The 13,428-nt window shown below is 64.7% G+C and carries 16 protein-coding genes; 4 read left to right on the forward strand and 12 right to left on the reverse strand.

Annotation, left to right across the window (positions count from 1 at the left end):
• Positions 1–60 precede the first annotated feature (60 nt).
• Positions 61–1,011 (forward strand): TIM44-like domain-containing protein, encoded by a 951-nt coding sequence (locus tag ASC68_RS11285; RefSeq protein WP_082528081.1) that lies wholly within the window; start codon positions 61–63, stop codon positions 1,009–1,011.
• Between the two features lie 53 nt (positions 1,012–1,064).
• On the opposite strand, the gene ASC68_RS11290 is transcribed toward ASC68_RS11285, so the two are convergent.
• The 3 genes from ASC68_RS11290 to ASC68_RS11300 all read right to left on the reverse strand — a co-directional run bounded on the left by ASC68_RS11290 (position 1,065) and on the right by ASC68_RS11300 (position 3,997).
• Complete coding sequence (locus tag ASC68_RS11290) at positions 1,065–1,445, reverse strand: DUF1801 domain-containing protein (RefSeq protein ID WP_055878823.1); 381 nt, start codon at positions 1,443–1,445, stop codon at positions 1,065–1,067.
• Positions 1,446–1,495: 50 nt separating this feature from the next.
• On the reverse strand, positions 1,496–2,476 hold the full coding sequence (glpX, locus tag ASC68_RS11295) for a class II fructose-bisphosphatase (protein WP_055878826.1): 981 nt from the start codon (positions 2,474–2,476) through the stop codon (positions 1,496–1,498).
• A gap of 180 nt (positions 2,477–2,656) precedes the next feature.
• Positions 2,657–3,997, reverse strand: a complete 1,341-nt coding sequence (locus ASC68_RS11300; RefSeq protein ID WP_055879853.1) for a homoserine dehydrogenase — start codon at positions 3,995–3,997, stop codon at positions 2,657–2,659.
• Positions 3,998–4,287: 290 nt separating this feature from the next.
• Between ASC68_RS11300 and ASC68_RS11305 the strand changes: the two genes are divergently transcribed.
• Together ASC68_RS11305 and ASC68_RS11310 are read left to right on the forward strand one after the other, a co-directional pair.
• Positions 4,288–4,539: a hypothetical protein gene (locus ASC68_RS11305; protein WP_055878828.1), complete on the forward strand. Its 252-nt coding sequence runs from the start codon at positions 4,288–4,290 to the stop codon at positions 4,537–4,539.
• A complete protein-coding gene (locus ASC68_RS11310) occupies positions 4,536–4,949 on the forward strand; it encodes a type II toxin-antitoxin system VapC family toxin (protein WP_055878831.1) in 414 nt (137 codons plus the stop codon). The genes ASC68_RS11305 and ASC68_RS11310 overlap by 4 nt, the downstream gene beginning before the upstream one ends.
• Before the next feature lie 6 nt (positions 4,950–4,955).
• On the opposite strand, the gene ASC68_RS11315 is transcribed toward ASC68_RS11310, so the two are convergent.
• The 9 genes from ASC68_RS11315 to ASC68_RS11355 all read right to left on the reverse strand — a co-directional run bounded on the left by ASC68_RS11315 (position 4,956) and on the right by ASC68_RS11355 (position 13,102).
• Complete coding sequence (locus ASC68_RS11315; RefSeq protein WP_055878833.1) at positions 4,956–5,924, reverse strand: iron-siderophore ABC transporter substrate-binding protein; 969 nt, start codon at positions 5,922–5,924, stop codon at positions 4,956–4,958.
• Between the two features lie 8 nt (positions 5,925–5,932).
• A complete protein-coding gene (locus tag ASC68_RS11320; RefSeq protein ID WP_055878836.1) occupies positions 5,933–6,898 on the reverse strand; it encodes an iron-siderophore ABC transporter substrate-binding protein in 966 nt (321 codons plus the stop codon).
• A 175-nt stretch (positions 6,899–7,073) separates the two neighbouring features.
• On the reverse strand, positions 7,074–8,291 hold the full coding sequence (locus tag ASC68_RS11325; protein ID WP_055878839.1) for an LL-diaminopimelate aminotransferase: 1,218 nt from the start codon (positions 8,289–8,291) through the stop codon (positions 7,074–7,076).
• Positions 8,292–8,647: 356 nt separating this feature from the next.
• Positions 8,648–9,295: an SdpI family protein gene (locus ASC68_RS11330; RefSeq protein ID WP_055878842.1), complete on the reverse strand. Its 648-nt coding sequence runs from the start codon at positions 9,293–9,295 to the stop codon at positions 8,648–8,650.
• On the reverse strand, positions 9,292–9,561 hold the full coding sequence (locus ASC68_RS11335) for an autorepressor SdpR family transcription factor (protein ID WP_248310527.1): 270 nt from the start codon (positions 9,559–9,561) through the stop codon (positions 9,292–9,294). Before ASC68_RS11335 ends, ASC68_RS11330 begins: the two co-directional genes overlap by 4 nt.
• Positions 9,562–9,613: 52 nt before the next feature.
• The gene (locus tag ASC68_RS11340) at positions 9,614–10,639 is read right to left on the reverse strand and encodes a glycosyltransferase family 1 protein (protein WP_055878844.1); all 1,026 of its coding nucleotides are present in this window, start codon (positions 10,637–10,639) and stop codon (positions 9,614–9,616) included.
• A 154-nt stretch (positions 10,640–10,793) separates the two neighbouring features.
• A complete protein-coding gene (rpsI, locus tag ASC68_RS11345; RefSeq protein ID WP_055878846.1) occupies positions 10,794–11,276 on the reverse strand; it encodes a 30S ribosomal protein S9 in 483 nt (160 codons plus the stop codon).
• The gene (gene rplM / locus ASC68_RS11350) at positions 11,276–11,740 is read right to left on the reverse strand and encodes a 50S ribosomal protein L13 (protein ID WP_055878849.1); all 465 of its coding nucleotides are present in this window, start codon (positions 11,738–11,740) and stop codon (positions 11,276–11,278) included. Before rplM ends, rpsI begins: the two co-directional genes overlap by 1 nt.
• A 309-nt stretch (positions 11,741–12,049) precedes the next feature.
• Positions 12,050–13,102, reverse strand: coding sequence for a COX15/CtaA family protein (locus ASC68_RS11355; RefSeq protein WP_055878850.1), 1,053 nt, complete (start codon positions 13,100–13,102; stop codon positions 12,050–12,052).
• An 82-nt stretch (positions 13,103–13,184) separates the two neighbouring features.
• Here ASC68_RS11355 and ASC68_RS28310 point away from each other — a divergent pair, with 82 nt between their 5' ends.
• Complete coding sequence (locus tag ASC68_RS28310) at positions 13,185–13,388, forward strand: DUF2842 domain-containing protein (RefSeq protein ID WP_055878854.1); 204 nt, start codon at positions 13,185–13,187, stop codon at positions 13,386–13,388.
• Positions 13,389–13,428 lie beyond the last annotated feature (40 nt).

Consider the following 13,428-nt stretch of genomic DNA (forward strand, 5'->3'; position numbering starts at 1 on the left):
TCTAGCGCCGGGTGGCAAAGGTCCCCATATCAACCCCAACGTTTTACATGGGGAACCACAATGTTCGCTTCGAAGGGCTTCCGCTTTTCGGCCCTCCTTGCCACTCTGATCATGGCCTTCTCGCTGGTTGCGGTCGATACCGCAGAAGCGCGGCGCGGCGGCAGCTTTGGCAGCCGCGGCATCCGTACCGAGCGGAGCGTGCCGTCTACCCAGGTGTCGCCGAACACCACGGCGCCGGTGCAGAACACGATGACCAACAGCACGACGCGGAATACCGTGGGTAATGCCACGACACCGGCCCGCCCCAGCCTGTTCGGCGGTTTTGGCGGCGCGCTGCTCGGCGGCTTCCTGTTCTCCGGTCTGTTCGGCATGCTGTTCGGGTTCGGCTTCGGCGGTTTCGGCGGCATGCTTGCCCTCTTGGTGCAGGTGGCGATCATCGGCCTTATCGTCAGCTTCTTCCTCAGGCGCCGGCAGCAGCGCCCGGCCATGGCCGGCGGCCCGTTGAACTACGAGGCACAGAACACGGCCCGCACCTATGGTGGCGGCGGTGGCGCTGCGGCTCCGCGCGGCCCGCGCTCGGCAGCTTCGCAGCGTGCCGGCCGGCGCGATGAGGTCGGCATCACCGACCAGGACCTCGGCACTTTCGAGAGCCAGCTCAAGGAGATGCAGGACGCCTACTCGCGCGAGGACTATGCGGCGCTCCGCCGGATCACCACGCCCGAAGTGATGGGCTACCTTGCCGAGGAACTGGGCGAGAACGCCTCCAAGGGCCTGCGCAACGAGGTCTTCGATGTGAACCTTCTCGCCGGCGACGTGGCCGAAGCCTGGCGCGAAGACGGCACCGACTACGCGAGCGTGGCGATGCGCTACGAGAGCCGCGACGTCACCCGTAACCGCGGCACCGGTGAGATCGTCTCCGGCGACGATCGGGTCACCGAGACCACCGAGGTCTGGACCTTCCAGCGCCAGAACGGCAGCCGCTGGCTGATCAGCGCCATCCAGGAAGCGTAAGCTTCCGATTACCGAATGCGAGCGGGCCGCCCAGTGGGCGGCCCGTTTTCATTTCAGGGTAACGCCGAAACCAGCGCCACCCACTGCCTGACCACTGCCTGCAGCGCCGGCCGCTTGTGCTCGACACCGGCCATCGAGTCGAACCGCAACAGGCGCCGATCCTTGTAGTCGCCCTCGAGCAGCCCGCGCCGATCCTCGATCATCAGGCCTCCCGGGAACACCAGCACCAGTTGCACGAAGCTGCTCTGACGCAGGTTGAACGCCGCCATGTCGTGCGGGCCGAGATAGTAACTGGGCGCATTCCACTTGACCCGCTCACCCAACTCGGGTGCTGCGGACTTGATGGTTGTACGCAGCGCTTCGATTTCGGGCTTCAGCGGATGGTCGAGCGCCGCCATCAGCGCTTCGACCTGCACGTCACCTTTGCTCGCCATAGCGCCCTCCTCGAACGGGCAGAACGCCACAAGCGCTATGCCCAATCAAGCTAGCGGTGATGCTCCGCGGTGATCCAGCGGACCGTCTGGCTCCAGGAGCGCATCACCACGGTATTGGTGCGAACCGTATTCTTGCCGTAGCGCACGCCGCTCAACAGGGTGCCGTCGGTGACGCCGGTGGCGGCGAACAGCACGTCGCCGGAAGCCAGCTCGTCGGTGCGGTATTTCCGGTTCGGATCGGTGATGCCCATTTTCAGCGCGCGGGCGCGCTTCTCATCAGTATCGAGGATCAGCTTGCCCTGCATCTGGCCGCCGATGCAGCGCAGCGCCGCCGCGGCCAGGACCCCCTCAGGGGCGCCGCCGGAGCCGAGATAGATATCGATGCCGGTATCTTCAGTGTTCACCGCGTGGATGATGCCGGCGATGTCGCCGTCCGAGATCAGTTTGATGGCGACGCCGGCGGTGCGCAGGTCATCGATCAGCGCAGCATGGCGCGGTCGATCCAGCACGCAGGCGGTGATCTCGTTCACCGGTACGCCCTTGGCCTTGGCCAGCGCCTTGACGTTGACGGTAGCGCCCGCATCGAGGTCGACGAGGCCCGCGGGGTAGCCGGCGCCGATGGCGATCTTGTGCATGTAGACGTCTGGGGCGTTCAGCAGCCCGCCGCGCTCGGCCATTGCCAGTACGCAGATCGAATCCGGCTGGTTCTTGGCGCACAGCGTCGTGCCTTCGAGCGGATCGACGGCGATATCGACCTCCGGGCCGTCGCCGGCGCCCACTTCCTCGCCGATGAACAGCATCGGCGCCTCGTCGCGCTCGCCCTCACCGATGACGATCCGGCCATGGATGTGGACGTTCCCCATCTCGCCGCGCATCGCTTCGACGGCGGCGGCATCGGCCGCCTTCTCGTCGCCCTTGCCGCGCCAGGTGGCGGCGGCGAGCGCCGCCGCTTCGGTGACACGCACCAGTTCGAGGGTGAGCGAACGGTCGATGGCCGCCTGCCGGTCGGTATCGGACTTGCTGAGCTTCATGAACACTCCCTGCCCCGCCGCACGGGGCATTACGTGGCCTATGCGGTCGCCATCCCGAACCGCAACGCCGGGAGGGCTCCCGGACACTTTACCGCTTCGTTGAAGCGGTGAAATGCTCCTGGGCATTGATGTGTCGCGCTTTCGAGGTGGAAAAGTCTGCAACTTTTCCTGAAAGCGCTCCTAGAGTTGCTCGATCCGGATCATCTGCGGATCGCCGACGATGAAGCCGTCGCCCTTGATCGCCTGGAGGGCATCGCGGACGGTCTGCTCCATGGTGGAGTGCGTGAGCAGCACCACCGTGCGGGACTCGGTCCCCGTCACGCCCGGCTCGCTAACACGCAAATCCGGACGCTGGATGACGCTTTCGAGAGAAATACCGGCGGCACCCATGCGGGTAGCAATAGCGGCAAACGCGCCGGGCACGTCCCTGACATTTAGTCGGATGTAATAGCCGCCCTCGTGCTCGCGGATCGGGGCGCGCCGATAGGGCGTCAGCTCCGCCACTGGTACGCCGAGCGGCGGCACCCGCGTGCCGCGGGCGATGTCGAGGATATCCGAGAGCACCGAGGACGCCGTCGGCGGGCCGCCGGCGCCCGGGCCGGCGAGCAGCAGCTCGTGCACATGGTCGGTTTCGAGCGCCACCGCGTTCAGCACCCCATCGACACCGGCCACCGCCGAGGTCTTGGGCACCAGCGTCGGGTGCACGCGCTGATCGATGCCGTCGGCCGAGCGCTGGGCGATGCCGAGCAGCTTGATCTTGTAGCCCAGATCGCCGGCCACCTTGATATCAGCCTGGCTGATGCTGGTGATGCCCTCGACGAAAATCTCGTCCGGCGCGATCTCGCAGCCGAAGCAGAGCGAGGCGAGAATAGCTAGCTTGTGCGCGGTGTCGAAACCGTCGACGTCGAAGCTCGGATCGGCCTCGGCATAGCCCAGCTTCTGCGCATCGGCGAGGCACTCGGCGAAGCTGATACCCTCGTTGCCCATGCGGGTCAGGATGTAGTTGCAGGTCCCGTTCATGATGCCATAGACGCGAGCGATGCGGGCCGAGCCGAGGCCCTCGCGCAGCGTCTTGATGACGGGGATGCCGCCGGCCACCGCCGCTTCGAAGCCGAGCTGGGCGCCCGATTCCTCGGCCGCCCTGGCGAGGTTCACACCATGCCGGGCCAGCAGCGCCTTGTTGGCGGTGACGACCGGCCGGCCGATCTCCAGCGCGGCTTTCACGGCGGCCAAAGCCGGCCCGTCCTCGCCGCCGATCAACTCGACGAACAGGTCGATGCTGTCGGATTTTGCCAGCGCCACCGGATCGTCGAACCACTCGAGATTGCTCGCATCGATGCCGCGGTCGCGGCTGCGCGAGCGGGCGCAAACGGCGGTGACGGTGATCTTGCGACCGAGCTTGCGGGTCAGCTCCTCGGCATCCTTCTGGATGATGCGGACCAGCGTCGCGCCGACATTGCCGAGGCCGGCAACGCCGATACGCAGCGGCGCCTCGAGCGCAGCGTCCGCGTGGTCCTGCATCGACTTGAGAATCCGGGTCCGGGTATCCGAGCGCGGCTCGCGCCCTTCCCTGAGGTCGAACACAAATAGCGGGTCGCCGGCGATGGTCCGTCCGAACCGGGTCGGGGTCCAACCGCGCGCCGCAATGAAGGCTTCGACGGATTGGCGGAACGACTGGATATCGGACATAGAACAGCTCTCGGAATTGGTGCGAGAGCTATGGATAGGAAAGACCCTATCCGTCAATAGGATTGATGGCGAGGGCACGGAGTGATAGCATTGCATGCAATGAATGCATCGGAGCGCTTGTTATGAGTTCACTCACCATTCGCAAGCTCGATGACGATCTCAAGGGTCGGCTGCGACGGAGGGCTGCAGCCAACAATCGGTCGATGGAAGAAGAAGCGAGAGTCATCCTTCGTCGGGAGCTGGACGCGCCCGGGAGAACAGAGGGCGGCCTCGGCAGCGAAATTCGCAAGCTTGTGGAAGCAACTGGCGGCATTGAGCTCGATCTCCCGCCTCGCGGGCCGGCGCGCCCACTGCCGGATATCTTCGACGAGTGATCATCCTCGACACCAATGTGCTGTCCGAATTGATAAGGGTTGAGGCGGACCCACGGGTCGTTGCCTGGATGGATGCACAACCTCGCCAGAGCCTTGCGACCACGGCCGTGACCAAAGCGGAGCTGCTGTTCGGCGTCGAACGTCTAGCCGACGGCAAGCGAAAAGCCGCATTGACCCAGCTCGTGGCGGCAATTCTCGAACGCTTCGCGGAGCGAGTTCTGCCGTTCACCGAGGCAGACGCGGCAAGTTATGCTGGCATCGTCGCAGGCAGGGTGCGAATTGGGCGCCCCATCCTCCCCCTTGATGCCCAAATCGCGGCCATCGCCTTGTCGCGTGGTGCCGCTGTCGCAACGCGGGACGGCGACTTCGAGGGCTGCGGCGTTGAACTGATCAACCCGTGGTCTACTTGAACGCTACTACTTCCCGACGTGCTCGGCCGCCGCGGCGAGCTTTTCGAAGTAGCGCGGCATGCCCCATTTGATCGACAGGGCGCTCGAGGAGATCACCGACATGTTGAGGATGCGGTCGTCCATCTTCACATAGGCGCCGCTCTTCACCTGCGGAGCGGCTGCGATATAGGGACGGGCAAAGAACTCGTCAGCCAGCTCGGGTGAGTTGAAGAAGCCGATCAGGATGTCGGCCGGGATCTGGTCGAAATTCTCGTAGCTCAGCGGATACCAGAAGCCCTCGTCGGCACCGGCAGCCTGGGGCTTGGGCGGGATCACCAGCCCGGCCAGCGCCAGCAGCTTGGCGCGCGCGTCATCGGCCGAATGGATGGCAGCAGCGCCGTTATAGTCGATCAGCGTCACGGCACTCTTGCCTGACAGCGCTGGGTACTTAGCCGCCTCGGCCCTGATGAAGGTCTCGAGCTCGGCGACCAGCGCCGTCGCTTCGGCAGGCTTGCCCATCGCCGCGCCGGAGATGGTGATCACCTGCTGCCAGGTCGCCGTCCAGGGATGCTCGGGGTAAGCCACAACCGGAGCGATCTGGCTCAGGAGCTTGTACTCGTCCTCGCTGATGCCCGAGTAGACCGCAAGGATCAGGTTGGGTTTCAACGCGGCGATCTTTTCGATCGGTGCACCGGCGCTATCGTCGAAGGTCACGGGCGTGGCGCCACCGGCCTTGGCGATGCCCTCCTCCACCCAGGGCACGATGTCCTTGTCGAAGCCGGCCGAGCGGAAGCTTGGGAAGCCGACCGGCACGGTGCCGAGCGCGATGGCGGCATCGGTCGAAGACCAGCCGAGCGTCACAATGCGTTGTGGCGCGGCCGGGATCACCGTCTCGCCCAGCGCGTGCTTGATGGTGACGGGAAAGCTCTGCGAGAGCGCGGGCGAAGCGAGCAGCGCGAGGAACAGCGCCGCGATGGCGTGGAGGACCAGCTTCATGCGAGATCTCACTTCCTGGCGTTGCGGGCGGCCGCAGCGATGATTTCGGCGTAATGCGGAAAGCCCCAGCGCAGCGACAGCGCACTTGGCGGCGAAACAGCGGCCACATATTCGACGCCGACCAGCGAGGCGAAAGCGCCCTTCTGATACTGCGGCTGGCTCTGCGCGTAGGGCTTTGCGAAGAACTCGTCCGAAGCGGCCTGGGTCTCGTAGTAGGTGATGAGGATGTCGCTCTTGAGCTGGTCGAACAGCTCGTAGCTCAGCGGGTAATAGAACGAGCCGTCCTTGGGTGAGAGCTCGGAGACGCTGGGCGCCAGCACCAGGCCGATATCGGTGAGGAACTTCATGCGCGCATCGAGCGCGTCATAGACGGCGATCGAGCCGTCGAAGTCGTTGACCCCGGCAAAGCTGGTGCCGGCGATTTCGGGATATTTCGCCGCCTCGTCGGCAACGAAACTCAACGTATCGCCGACCAGCTGTTCGGCCTCCGCCGGCTTGCCGACGATCTGACCGATGATTCTGGTCACGTCCTGCCACGGCGTGCTCCACGGCTGATCCGGATAGGCGACGGTCGGCGCGATCTGGCTCAGACGGGCATACTGCTCGGCGCTGATGCCCGAGAACACCGCGATGATCACATCCGGCTTCTGGGCGGCGATCTGCTCGAACGGGATGTCCGAGCTGTCCGCGAGCTGGACCGGCGTCGCCGCGCCGAGCTGCCTCAGCTTCTCTTCCACCCAGGGATGGAAGCCATTATCGCCGCCGCCATAGGTGGAGAACGGCATGGCCACGGGGACCACCCCCAGTGCCAGCAAAGCATCATGGTTACCCCAGCCCCAGGTAACGATCCGCTCGGGCGCCTTCTCGATCACCGTCTCTCCGAAGGCGTGCTTGACGGTGACCGGAAAGGACTGCGCCAGCGCCGGAGCGGCGGCGAACAGCAGGGCGAGCGCAACAAGAAGTCGACGGAACATGACATGGCCTCCAAGCTGAAAGCTGATAACTACAGTCATGTTATTGGAGCAAGGGGATTCGGGCGTTCGCCACACCCCGCGGGGATGACGCCGAGTGAGGGGAGCTATGGTGGCGTTCACAAAGGCAAACGGCCCGGTCATTGACCGGGCCGTTGCAAACTCTGATCTGACCGCCCTACTTCGCCACGGTGATGGGCACGACGTTGCCGTGGCTCGGCTGGCTCTGCAGGAACTTCTTGATGTTGCGCGCCGCCTGCCGGATGCGCTGCTCGTTCTCGACCAAAGCGAGGCGGATGTACTGGTCGCCATACTCGCCGAAGCCGACGCCCGGGGCGACGGCGACGCCGGTTTCCTGGATCAGCAGTTTGGCAAACTCGAGCGAACCGAGATGGGCGAACTGATCGGGGATTGGGGCCCACGCAAACATCGTCGCCTTGGGCGACGGGATGTGCCAGCCGGCCCGACCAAAACTCTCGACCATCACATCGCGACGGTCGCGATAGACGGTGCGCACATCCTCGATGACGCTGTCCGGGCCGTTGAGGGCCGACGCGGCGGCGACCTGGATCGGGGTGAAGGCGCCATAGTCGAGATACGACTTCACACGGGTCAGCGCCGCGATCAGCCGTTCGTTGCCGACGGCAAAGCCGACGCGCCAGCCGGGCATCGAGTAGGTCTTGGACATCGAGGTGAACTCCACCGTGATGTCCATCGCGCCTTCCACCTGCAGCACCGAGGGCGGCACTTCGTCATCGAAATAGATCTCGGAATAGGCGAGATCGGAGAGGATGAAGATCGAGTGCTCGCGGCAGTACTTGACCACTTCCTTGTAGAAATCCAGCGACGCCGTATAGGCGGTCGGGTTGGCCGGGTAGTTGAGGATCAGCGCGATCGGCTTGGGGATCGAGTGCCGCACGGCGCGATCGAGGGCCCGCATGAAATTCTCGTCCGGCTCGGCCGGCATGGAGCGGACGACGCCGCCGCTCATGATGAAGCCAAAGGCATGGATCGGATAGGTCGGGTTGGGCACGAGCACCACGTCGCCCGGCGCGGTGATCGCCGCAGCCATATTGGCGAAACCTTCCTTGGAGCCGAGCGTCGCGACCACCTGGGTGTCGGGATTCACCTTCACACCGAAGCGGCGGCCGTAGTAACTCGCCTGGGCCTTCCTGAGCCCGGGGATACCCTTGGACGAGGAATAGCGGTGGGTGCGCGGATCCTTCACCGTCTCCTTGAGCTTGTCGACGATGTGCTGCGGGGTCGGCATATCCGGGTTGCCCATGCCGAGGTCGATGATATCGACGCCGTTGGCGCGGAGTTTGGCCTTGATCGGATCGATATGGGCGAAGACGTAGGGCGGAAGGCGGCGGATGCGGTGGAAATCTTCGTTCATTGGAACCTCGGTGGACCCGCGACGCAGTAGAGGACTTGTCACGCTTCCGAACCGGAAAAGTCTGCAACTTTTCCTGGAAGCGCTCCCTGATGCCGCGGCGCCTTCAGTGAGGCGCCGATTATCGCGGAATTATGGTTTTGACTCGGTTAAGCGGCGATCACGATCGCCAGGCTCGGTAGGTTCCGCTCTCCCCAGCCGCATGGCGGCGCTCGGGGAGAGCTAGCGAGCGGCGGCGCTAGCGCGCGCGACCGCTGCGGCTACAAAGCCGGCGGCTGCGATTGGCGCTGCTACTCCCTGAGTCATGTCCAAACCCTGAGCGAGGATTACGGAGCTTTAGTGGCGACAACGGCCGATGGTCAAGCCCGCTGTCGTCTGGCGTAGGCCAATGAGTACACGACGCCGATCAGGACTGGCGCGAAGACGCAGCCGAGCAGCCACCAGATCAGGACTGACGGAGGGAGCAGCGCCGCTGAAACGATCAGCACGAGTCCGGCGATGATGCAGAGCAGCCCGGTGAGACGGTGGGTGGCCTGCCAGTTGGCGGCGTCGCCCAATGTGGTCGGCAGGCGGATGCCCGCGAAGCTGTTGGGTTGGGACTTCGGCATGGCGTTGCCGAGAACCACCAACAGCACGCCGAGCGCAAGCCCGAGCACCTGCACCATGCTGACCGCGACGCCGATGCCGATCAGCACCGTCACGGCTTCGATCACCAGGGCGAGGCCAATCAGCGCGGTGATCACCACGCCGGCGGGGTGCCGTCCGGCGGCGGCATCGGATGGCTTGGCGACCCGGGCGACGACAAAGAAGATCGCCCAGACGAATAGCACCATCAGCAGCGGCATGAGCAGTGCCCACTCGCGCGGCAGGAACCCATCCGCCTCGCCGCCGACGCCCCAATGAACCGGCAGCATCGTGCCGGCTGGGACCAACGCCAGGCCCGCAGCGAAGGCCGCGACGAGAGCGACGAGCAGCGCGATGCGGATCGGGGTGAACAGCGGGCTCATGACTTGGACTCCTTAAAGCTCATTAGGCCCGAGAGAGCCTCTTCGAGAATGGACATGTTGAGGTGATAGATGAGGCTGGTGCCCTGTCGCTCGACGGCAACGAGCTCGGCCTCTTTCAGTTTGGCGAAGTGCACGGAGAGCGTAGGCTTACTCAGCGTGAAGTGCTCCGCCAGCGCGCCGGCAGACATCGGCCCGCCCCTGAGGAGCTGGAGGATTTCCCGGCGCACCGGGTGCGACAGCGCTTCGAAGACGGCGTTGATACCCATAAGACCCGCTCGCGTTGCGATGAGCCTTATTTAGAAAACACTCTAATTAGAGTCAAGACGAACGAGCGTCGCCCTTCACCGGCAGATACTGCAGGAACTGGTCGGTGCTGGCCGCCCAGGAGAACTGCTCGGCATAGTCGCGGCAGCCATCGCGGGACACGTCGAGCGCCTTGAGCGCCGCGGCCTTGAGGTCGTGGTCGAGCACGCCGACCGGGGCATCGCCGATTACGTCGATCGGCCCGGTCACCGGGAAGGCCGCCACCGGGGTGCCGCTGGCGAGGGCCTCGAGCAGCACCAGGCCAAAGGTGTCGGTCTTGGACGGAAACACGAACACGTCCGCCGAGGCGAAGAGCCTCGCCAGCTCCTCGCCCTGTTTGGGGCCGACGAACACCACGTCGGGGTATTCGGCCTTCAGCTTCTCGAGGCTCGGCCCTCCCCCCACCACCAGCTTGGTGCCGGGCAGGTCGAGCGAGACGAACGCCTCGATGTTCTTTTCCACTGCGACGCGGCCGACATAGAGGAATACCGGCCCTTCATAGGCGAGCGGCTCGCGCCGCGCCGGGTTGAACAGTTCAGTATCGACGCCCTTCTGCCAGATCACCGCGTTGGTGAAGCCGCGCTGCTCGAGCAGCGTTTTCAGGTGCGGCGTGCCGACGAGGCAGTATTTTGCCGCGCCGTGGAACCAGCGCAGGAAGCGGTAGCTCCAGCGCAGCGGCACCGGCAACCGGGCCCGCAGGTATTCTGGGAACTGCGTGTGATAGGCGGTCGAGAACGCGAACCGGTGCTTCCGGCACCAGCGGCGCGCCATGATGCCGAGCGGCCCCTCGGTGGCGATGTGGATGGCGTCGGGCGCCGCGGCCTCGATCCGCGCATAGACCGGCTTCATCAGCGTCCGGCTCAGGCGGATCTCGCCATAGCCGGGCATCGGGAAGGTCTTGAACTCGTTCGGAGTCAGGAGCTTTACCGCGATGCCGCGCTTCTCCATTTCCTTGATCACCAGCTCGATCGAGCGCACCACCCCGTTGATCTGCGGGTGCCAGGCATCGGTGACGATGAGAACGGTCTTGGGCTGCGGCATTGGCTGCTCGTCTGAAGGCGGGCAATGGGTATCGCGGGGTAAGAGCGGCCGCAACCCTCCGCTTCTTCATGAACGGGTGAGAGTCCGATCAACCACCTGTAAAAGGAAAGGCCCGCCGAAGCGGGCCTTTCCGAAACTCGGTGAACTCGAAGCGTTAGCGCTTGGAGAACTGGAAGGAACGACGGGCCTTGGCCTTGCCGTACTTCTTACGCTCGACCACGCGGCTGTCGCGAGTGAGGAAACCGCCAGCCTTCAGCACACCGCGAAGCTCGGGCTCGAAATAGGTCAGAGCCTTGGAGATGCCGTGACGGACGGCGCCAGCCTGGCCCGACAGACCGCCGCCCGAAACGGTGGCGATAACGTCGTACTGGTCGACGCGCGAGGCGGCGACGATCGGCTGCTGCAGCACCATCTGGAGCACCGGACGGGCGAAGAAGGCGTTGAACTCCTTGCCGTTGACGGTGATCTTGCCGGCACCCGGCTTGATCCAGACGCGGGCGATAGCGTTCTTGCGCTTGCCGGTGGCATAGGCACGGCCCTGCGCGTCGAGCTTCTGCACGTGCACGGGAGCATCGGCAGCAACAGCGACGACGTTGGCAGCGCCCAGGTCTTCGAGCGAATTGATGGTCTCGGCCATTACTTGGCCCTCACATTCTTGGAGTTGAACGAAGCGACGTCGAGCTTCACGGGCGCCTGGGCCTCATGCGGGTGGGTCTCACCGGCATAGACGCGCAGGTTGCCGTACTGCTTGCGGCCGAGCGGGCCTTCCGGGATCATCCGGCGGACGGCGTTCTCGAGCACGCGCTCGGGGAAACGGCCCTCGAGCAGCTGACGCTGGGTCCGGTCCTTGATGCCGCCCGGATGCCCGGTGTGCCAGAAGAACCGGCGCTGATCGAGCTTCTTGCCGGTCAGCTTCACCTTGTCGGCATTGATCACGACGACGTGGTCGCCGGTATCCATGTGCGGGGTGTAGGTCGGCAGGTGCTTGCCGCGCAGACGCATGGCGATGATGGAGGCGACACGGCCAACCACCAGATCCTTGGCGTCGATCAGGATCCACTTCTTCTGGATCTCGTCCGGCTTCGCCGTGTAGGTGCTCATCTCGTTTTCCTTGAAAGCAGGCAGAGTGACCCCTGCCCCGTATTCGTGGCGCGGATATACGGACGCGACCGGGAAGCGTCAAGCGGAAAGATTTTACCCTTCAATTTCAATTACTTGCGCAGTTGGTATTATGATACCACATACTAAGTCATTGAAATCAAACGACATCGCCACCTGCCAAAACGCCACCCGTCCCCACCGGATCATTCCCGCGAAAGCGGGAACCTCTGTTTTCTCGTGTGAGGCACGATCGCGAACGGAGTTCCCCGCTTTCGCGGGGATGACAGCGAGTATGGGGCAGCGCCGCTGCTAGGCCCTTCGCGCCGTCGTATCCGCCAGATAGGCCGTCACCAGCCCGGCCAACATGAAGGCCAGGGCCTGGTGGCCGAGCGCCAGCGAGATCGGCACCATGCTGAGGAGCGTGGCAATGCCGAGCCCGACCTGCAGCAGGATCAGCAGCGAGATGCGCGGCAGCCAGCCATGCACGCCGCCAAAACCGCCGCGCTTCGACTGGCGCCACAGCAGCCAGCCGACATAGAGCACCACAGCATAGGCGATCATCCGGTGGATGAACTGCACGGTGAGGGTGTTCTCAAACAAGTTCTTCCAGAACGGCTCGACGACATCGAGGCCGCGCGGGATCAGCGCCCCATCCATCAGCGGCCAGGTGTTATAGCCCATGCCGGCATCGAGCCCGGCAACGAAGGCGCCGGCGACGATCTGGATGAGGATCAGCGCCAGCAGCCCCCAGACCGGCCAGCCGGCGGGACTGGCGGGCTTGGCGGGTTCGAGCCGGCGCGCCACCCAGATCAGTGCGATGAACAGCAGCGAGGCGGCGCCCAGATGGGCGGCCAGCCGGTATTGCGACACCGAAGTCAGTTCCGACAGGCCGGACGAGACCATCCACCAGCCGAGAAAGCCCTGGAAGCCGCCGAGCACGAAGAGCCCGGCGAGCGGCGCCGCAAGGCTCCAGTTGAAACGGCGCTGGAACAGGAACACCACGAACGGGATGGCGAAGGCGAAGCCGATGACGCGACCGAGGAAGCGGTGCGCCCACTCCCACCAGAAGATCGACTTGAAGTCCTCGATCCCCATCCAGGCATTCTGCACGCCTTGCGGGATCTGCTTATAGGCGTCGAATTCGGCCTGCCAGTCGGCAGCGCTGAGCGGCGGGATGGTGCCCGAAATCGGCTTCCAAGAGGTGATCGACAAGCCGGATTCGGTCAACCGCGTCGCGCCGCCGACCACCACCATGATCAAGACCAGCAGCGCCATGCCATAGAGCCAGAGGCGAACTGGCCGCAGCCGGTCGGTGGCCGGCGTTGATGGTGTGACGGATTGTTCGGTTGCGCTGAGAGCCAAGATGGGTTCCTTTCGGCCCCGAACTACTCCCGGCAGCGCCCCCTTACAATGGCCGCGATGCCGCATCGGAAGCTATGATGCCATGACCCAGTCCACCCGCAAACTCCTCGGCACCGTCCTGATCCTCGGCTCGCTGCTGGTCTGGTCGGTGCTCGGCATGTGGATCTACATGAGCTTCCTGGGCGCCGCGGTGTGGTGGCTGCTCATCGGCTTCTTCGCCGTGATGGGGATGAGCTGGTTCTACCCGGCGACCTGGATCATCCGCTGGATGGCGAAGCCGGACTGACCGGCGCGGGTTCGCCCGAGCCACCCCAAGCGCACGGCCG

This window comes from Devosia sp. Root105, from assembly GCF_001424865.1.
Taxonomy (GTDB): domain Bacteria; phylum Pseudomonadota; class Alphaproteobacteria; order Rhizobiales; family Devosiaceae; genus Devosia_A.

Excerpts from the sequence above, each read along its gene's own strand:
- ASC68_RS11285 (WP_082528081.1), top strand. The coding sequence starts at position 61 with ATGTTCGCTTCGAAGGGCTTCCGCTTTTCGGCCCTCCTTGCCACTCTG.
- ASC68_RS11290 (WP_055878823.1), bottom strand. The coding sequence starts at position 1,445 with ATGGCGAGCAAAGGTGACGTGCAGGTCGAAGCGCTGATGGCGGCGCTC.
- glpX (WP_055878826.1), bottom strand. The coding sequence starts at position 2,476 with ATGAAGCTCAGCAAGTCCGATACCGACCGGCAGGCGGCCATCGACCGT.
- ASC68_RS11300 (WP_055879853.1), bottom strand. The coding sequence starts at position 3,997 with ATGCAGGACCACGCGGACGCTGCGCTCGAGGCGCCGCTGCGTATCGGC.
- ASC68_RS11305 (WP_055878828.1), top strand. The coding sequence starts at position 4,288 with ATGAGTTCACTCACCATTCGCAAGCTCGATGACGATCTCAAGGGTCGG.
- ASC68_RS11315 (WP_055878833.1), bottom strand. The coding sequence starts at position 5,924 with ATGAAGCTGGTCCTCCACGCCATCGCGGCGCTGTTCCTCGCGCTGCTC.
- ASC68_RS11320 (WP_055878836.1), bottom strand. The coding sequence starts at position 6,898 with ATGTTCCGTCGACTTCTTGTTGCGCTCGCCCTGCTGTTCGCCGCCGCT.
- ASC68_RS11325 (WP_055878839.1), bottom strand. The coding sequence starts at position 8,291 with ATGAACGAAGATTTCCACCGCATCCGCCGCCTTCCGCCCTACGTCTTC.
- ASC68_RS11330 (WP_055878842.1), bottom strand. The coding sequence starts at position 9,295 with ATGAGCCCGCTGTTCACCCCGATCCGCATCGCGCTGCTCGTCGCTCTC.
- ASC68_RS11335 (WP_248310527.1), bottom strand. The coding sequence starts at position 9,561 with ATGGGTATCAACGCCGTCTTCGAAGCGCTGTCGCACCCGGTGCGCCGG.
- ASC68_RS11340 (WP_055878844.1), bottom strand. The coding sequence starts at position 10,639 with ATGCCGCAGCCCAAGACCGTTCTCATCGTCACCGATGCCTGGCACCCG.
- rpsI (WP_055878846.1), bottom strand. The coding sequence starts at position 11,276 with ATGGCCGAGACCATCAATTCGCTCGAAGACCTGGGCGCTGCCAACGTC.
- rplM (WP_055878849.1), bottom strand. The coding sequence starts at position 11,740 with ATGAGCACCTACACGGCGAAGCCGGACGAGATCCAGAAGAAGTGGATC.
- ASC68_RS28310 (WP_055878854.1), top strand. The coding sequence starts at position 13,185 with ATGACCCAGTCCACCCGCAAACTCCTCGGCACCGTCCTGATCCTCGGC.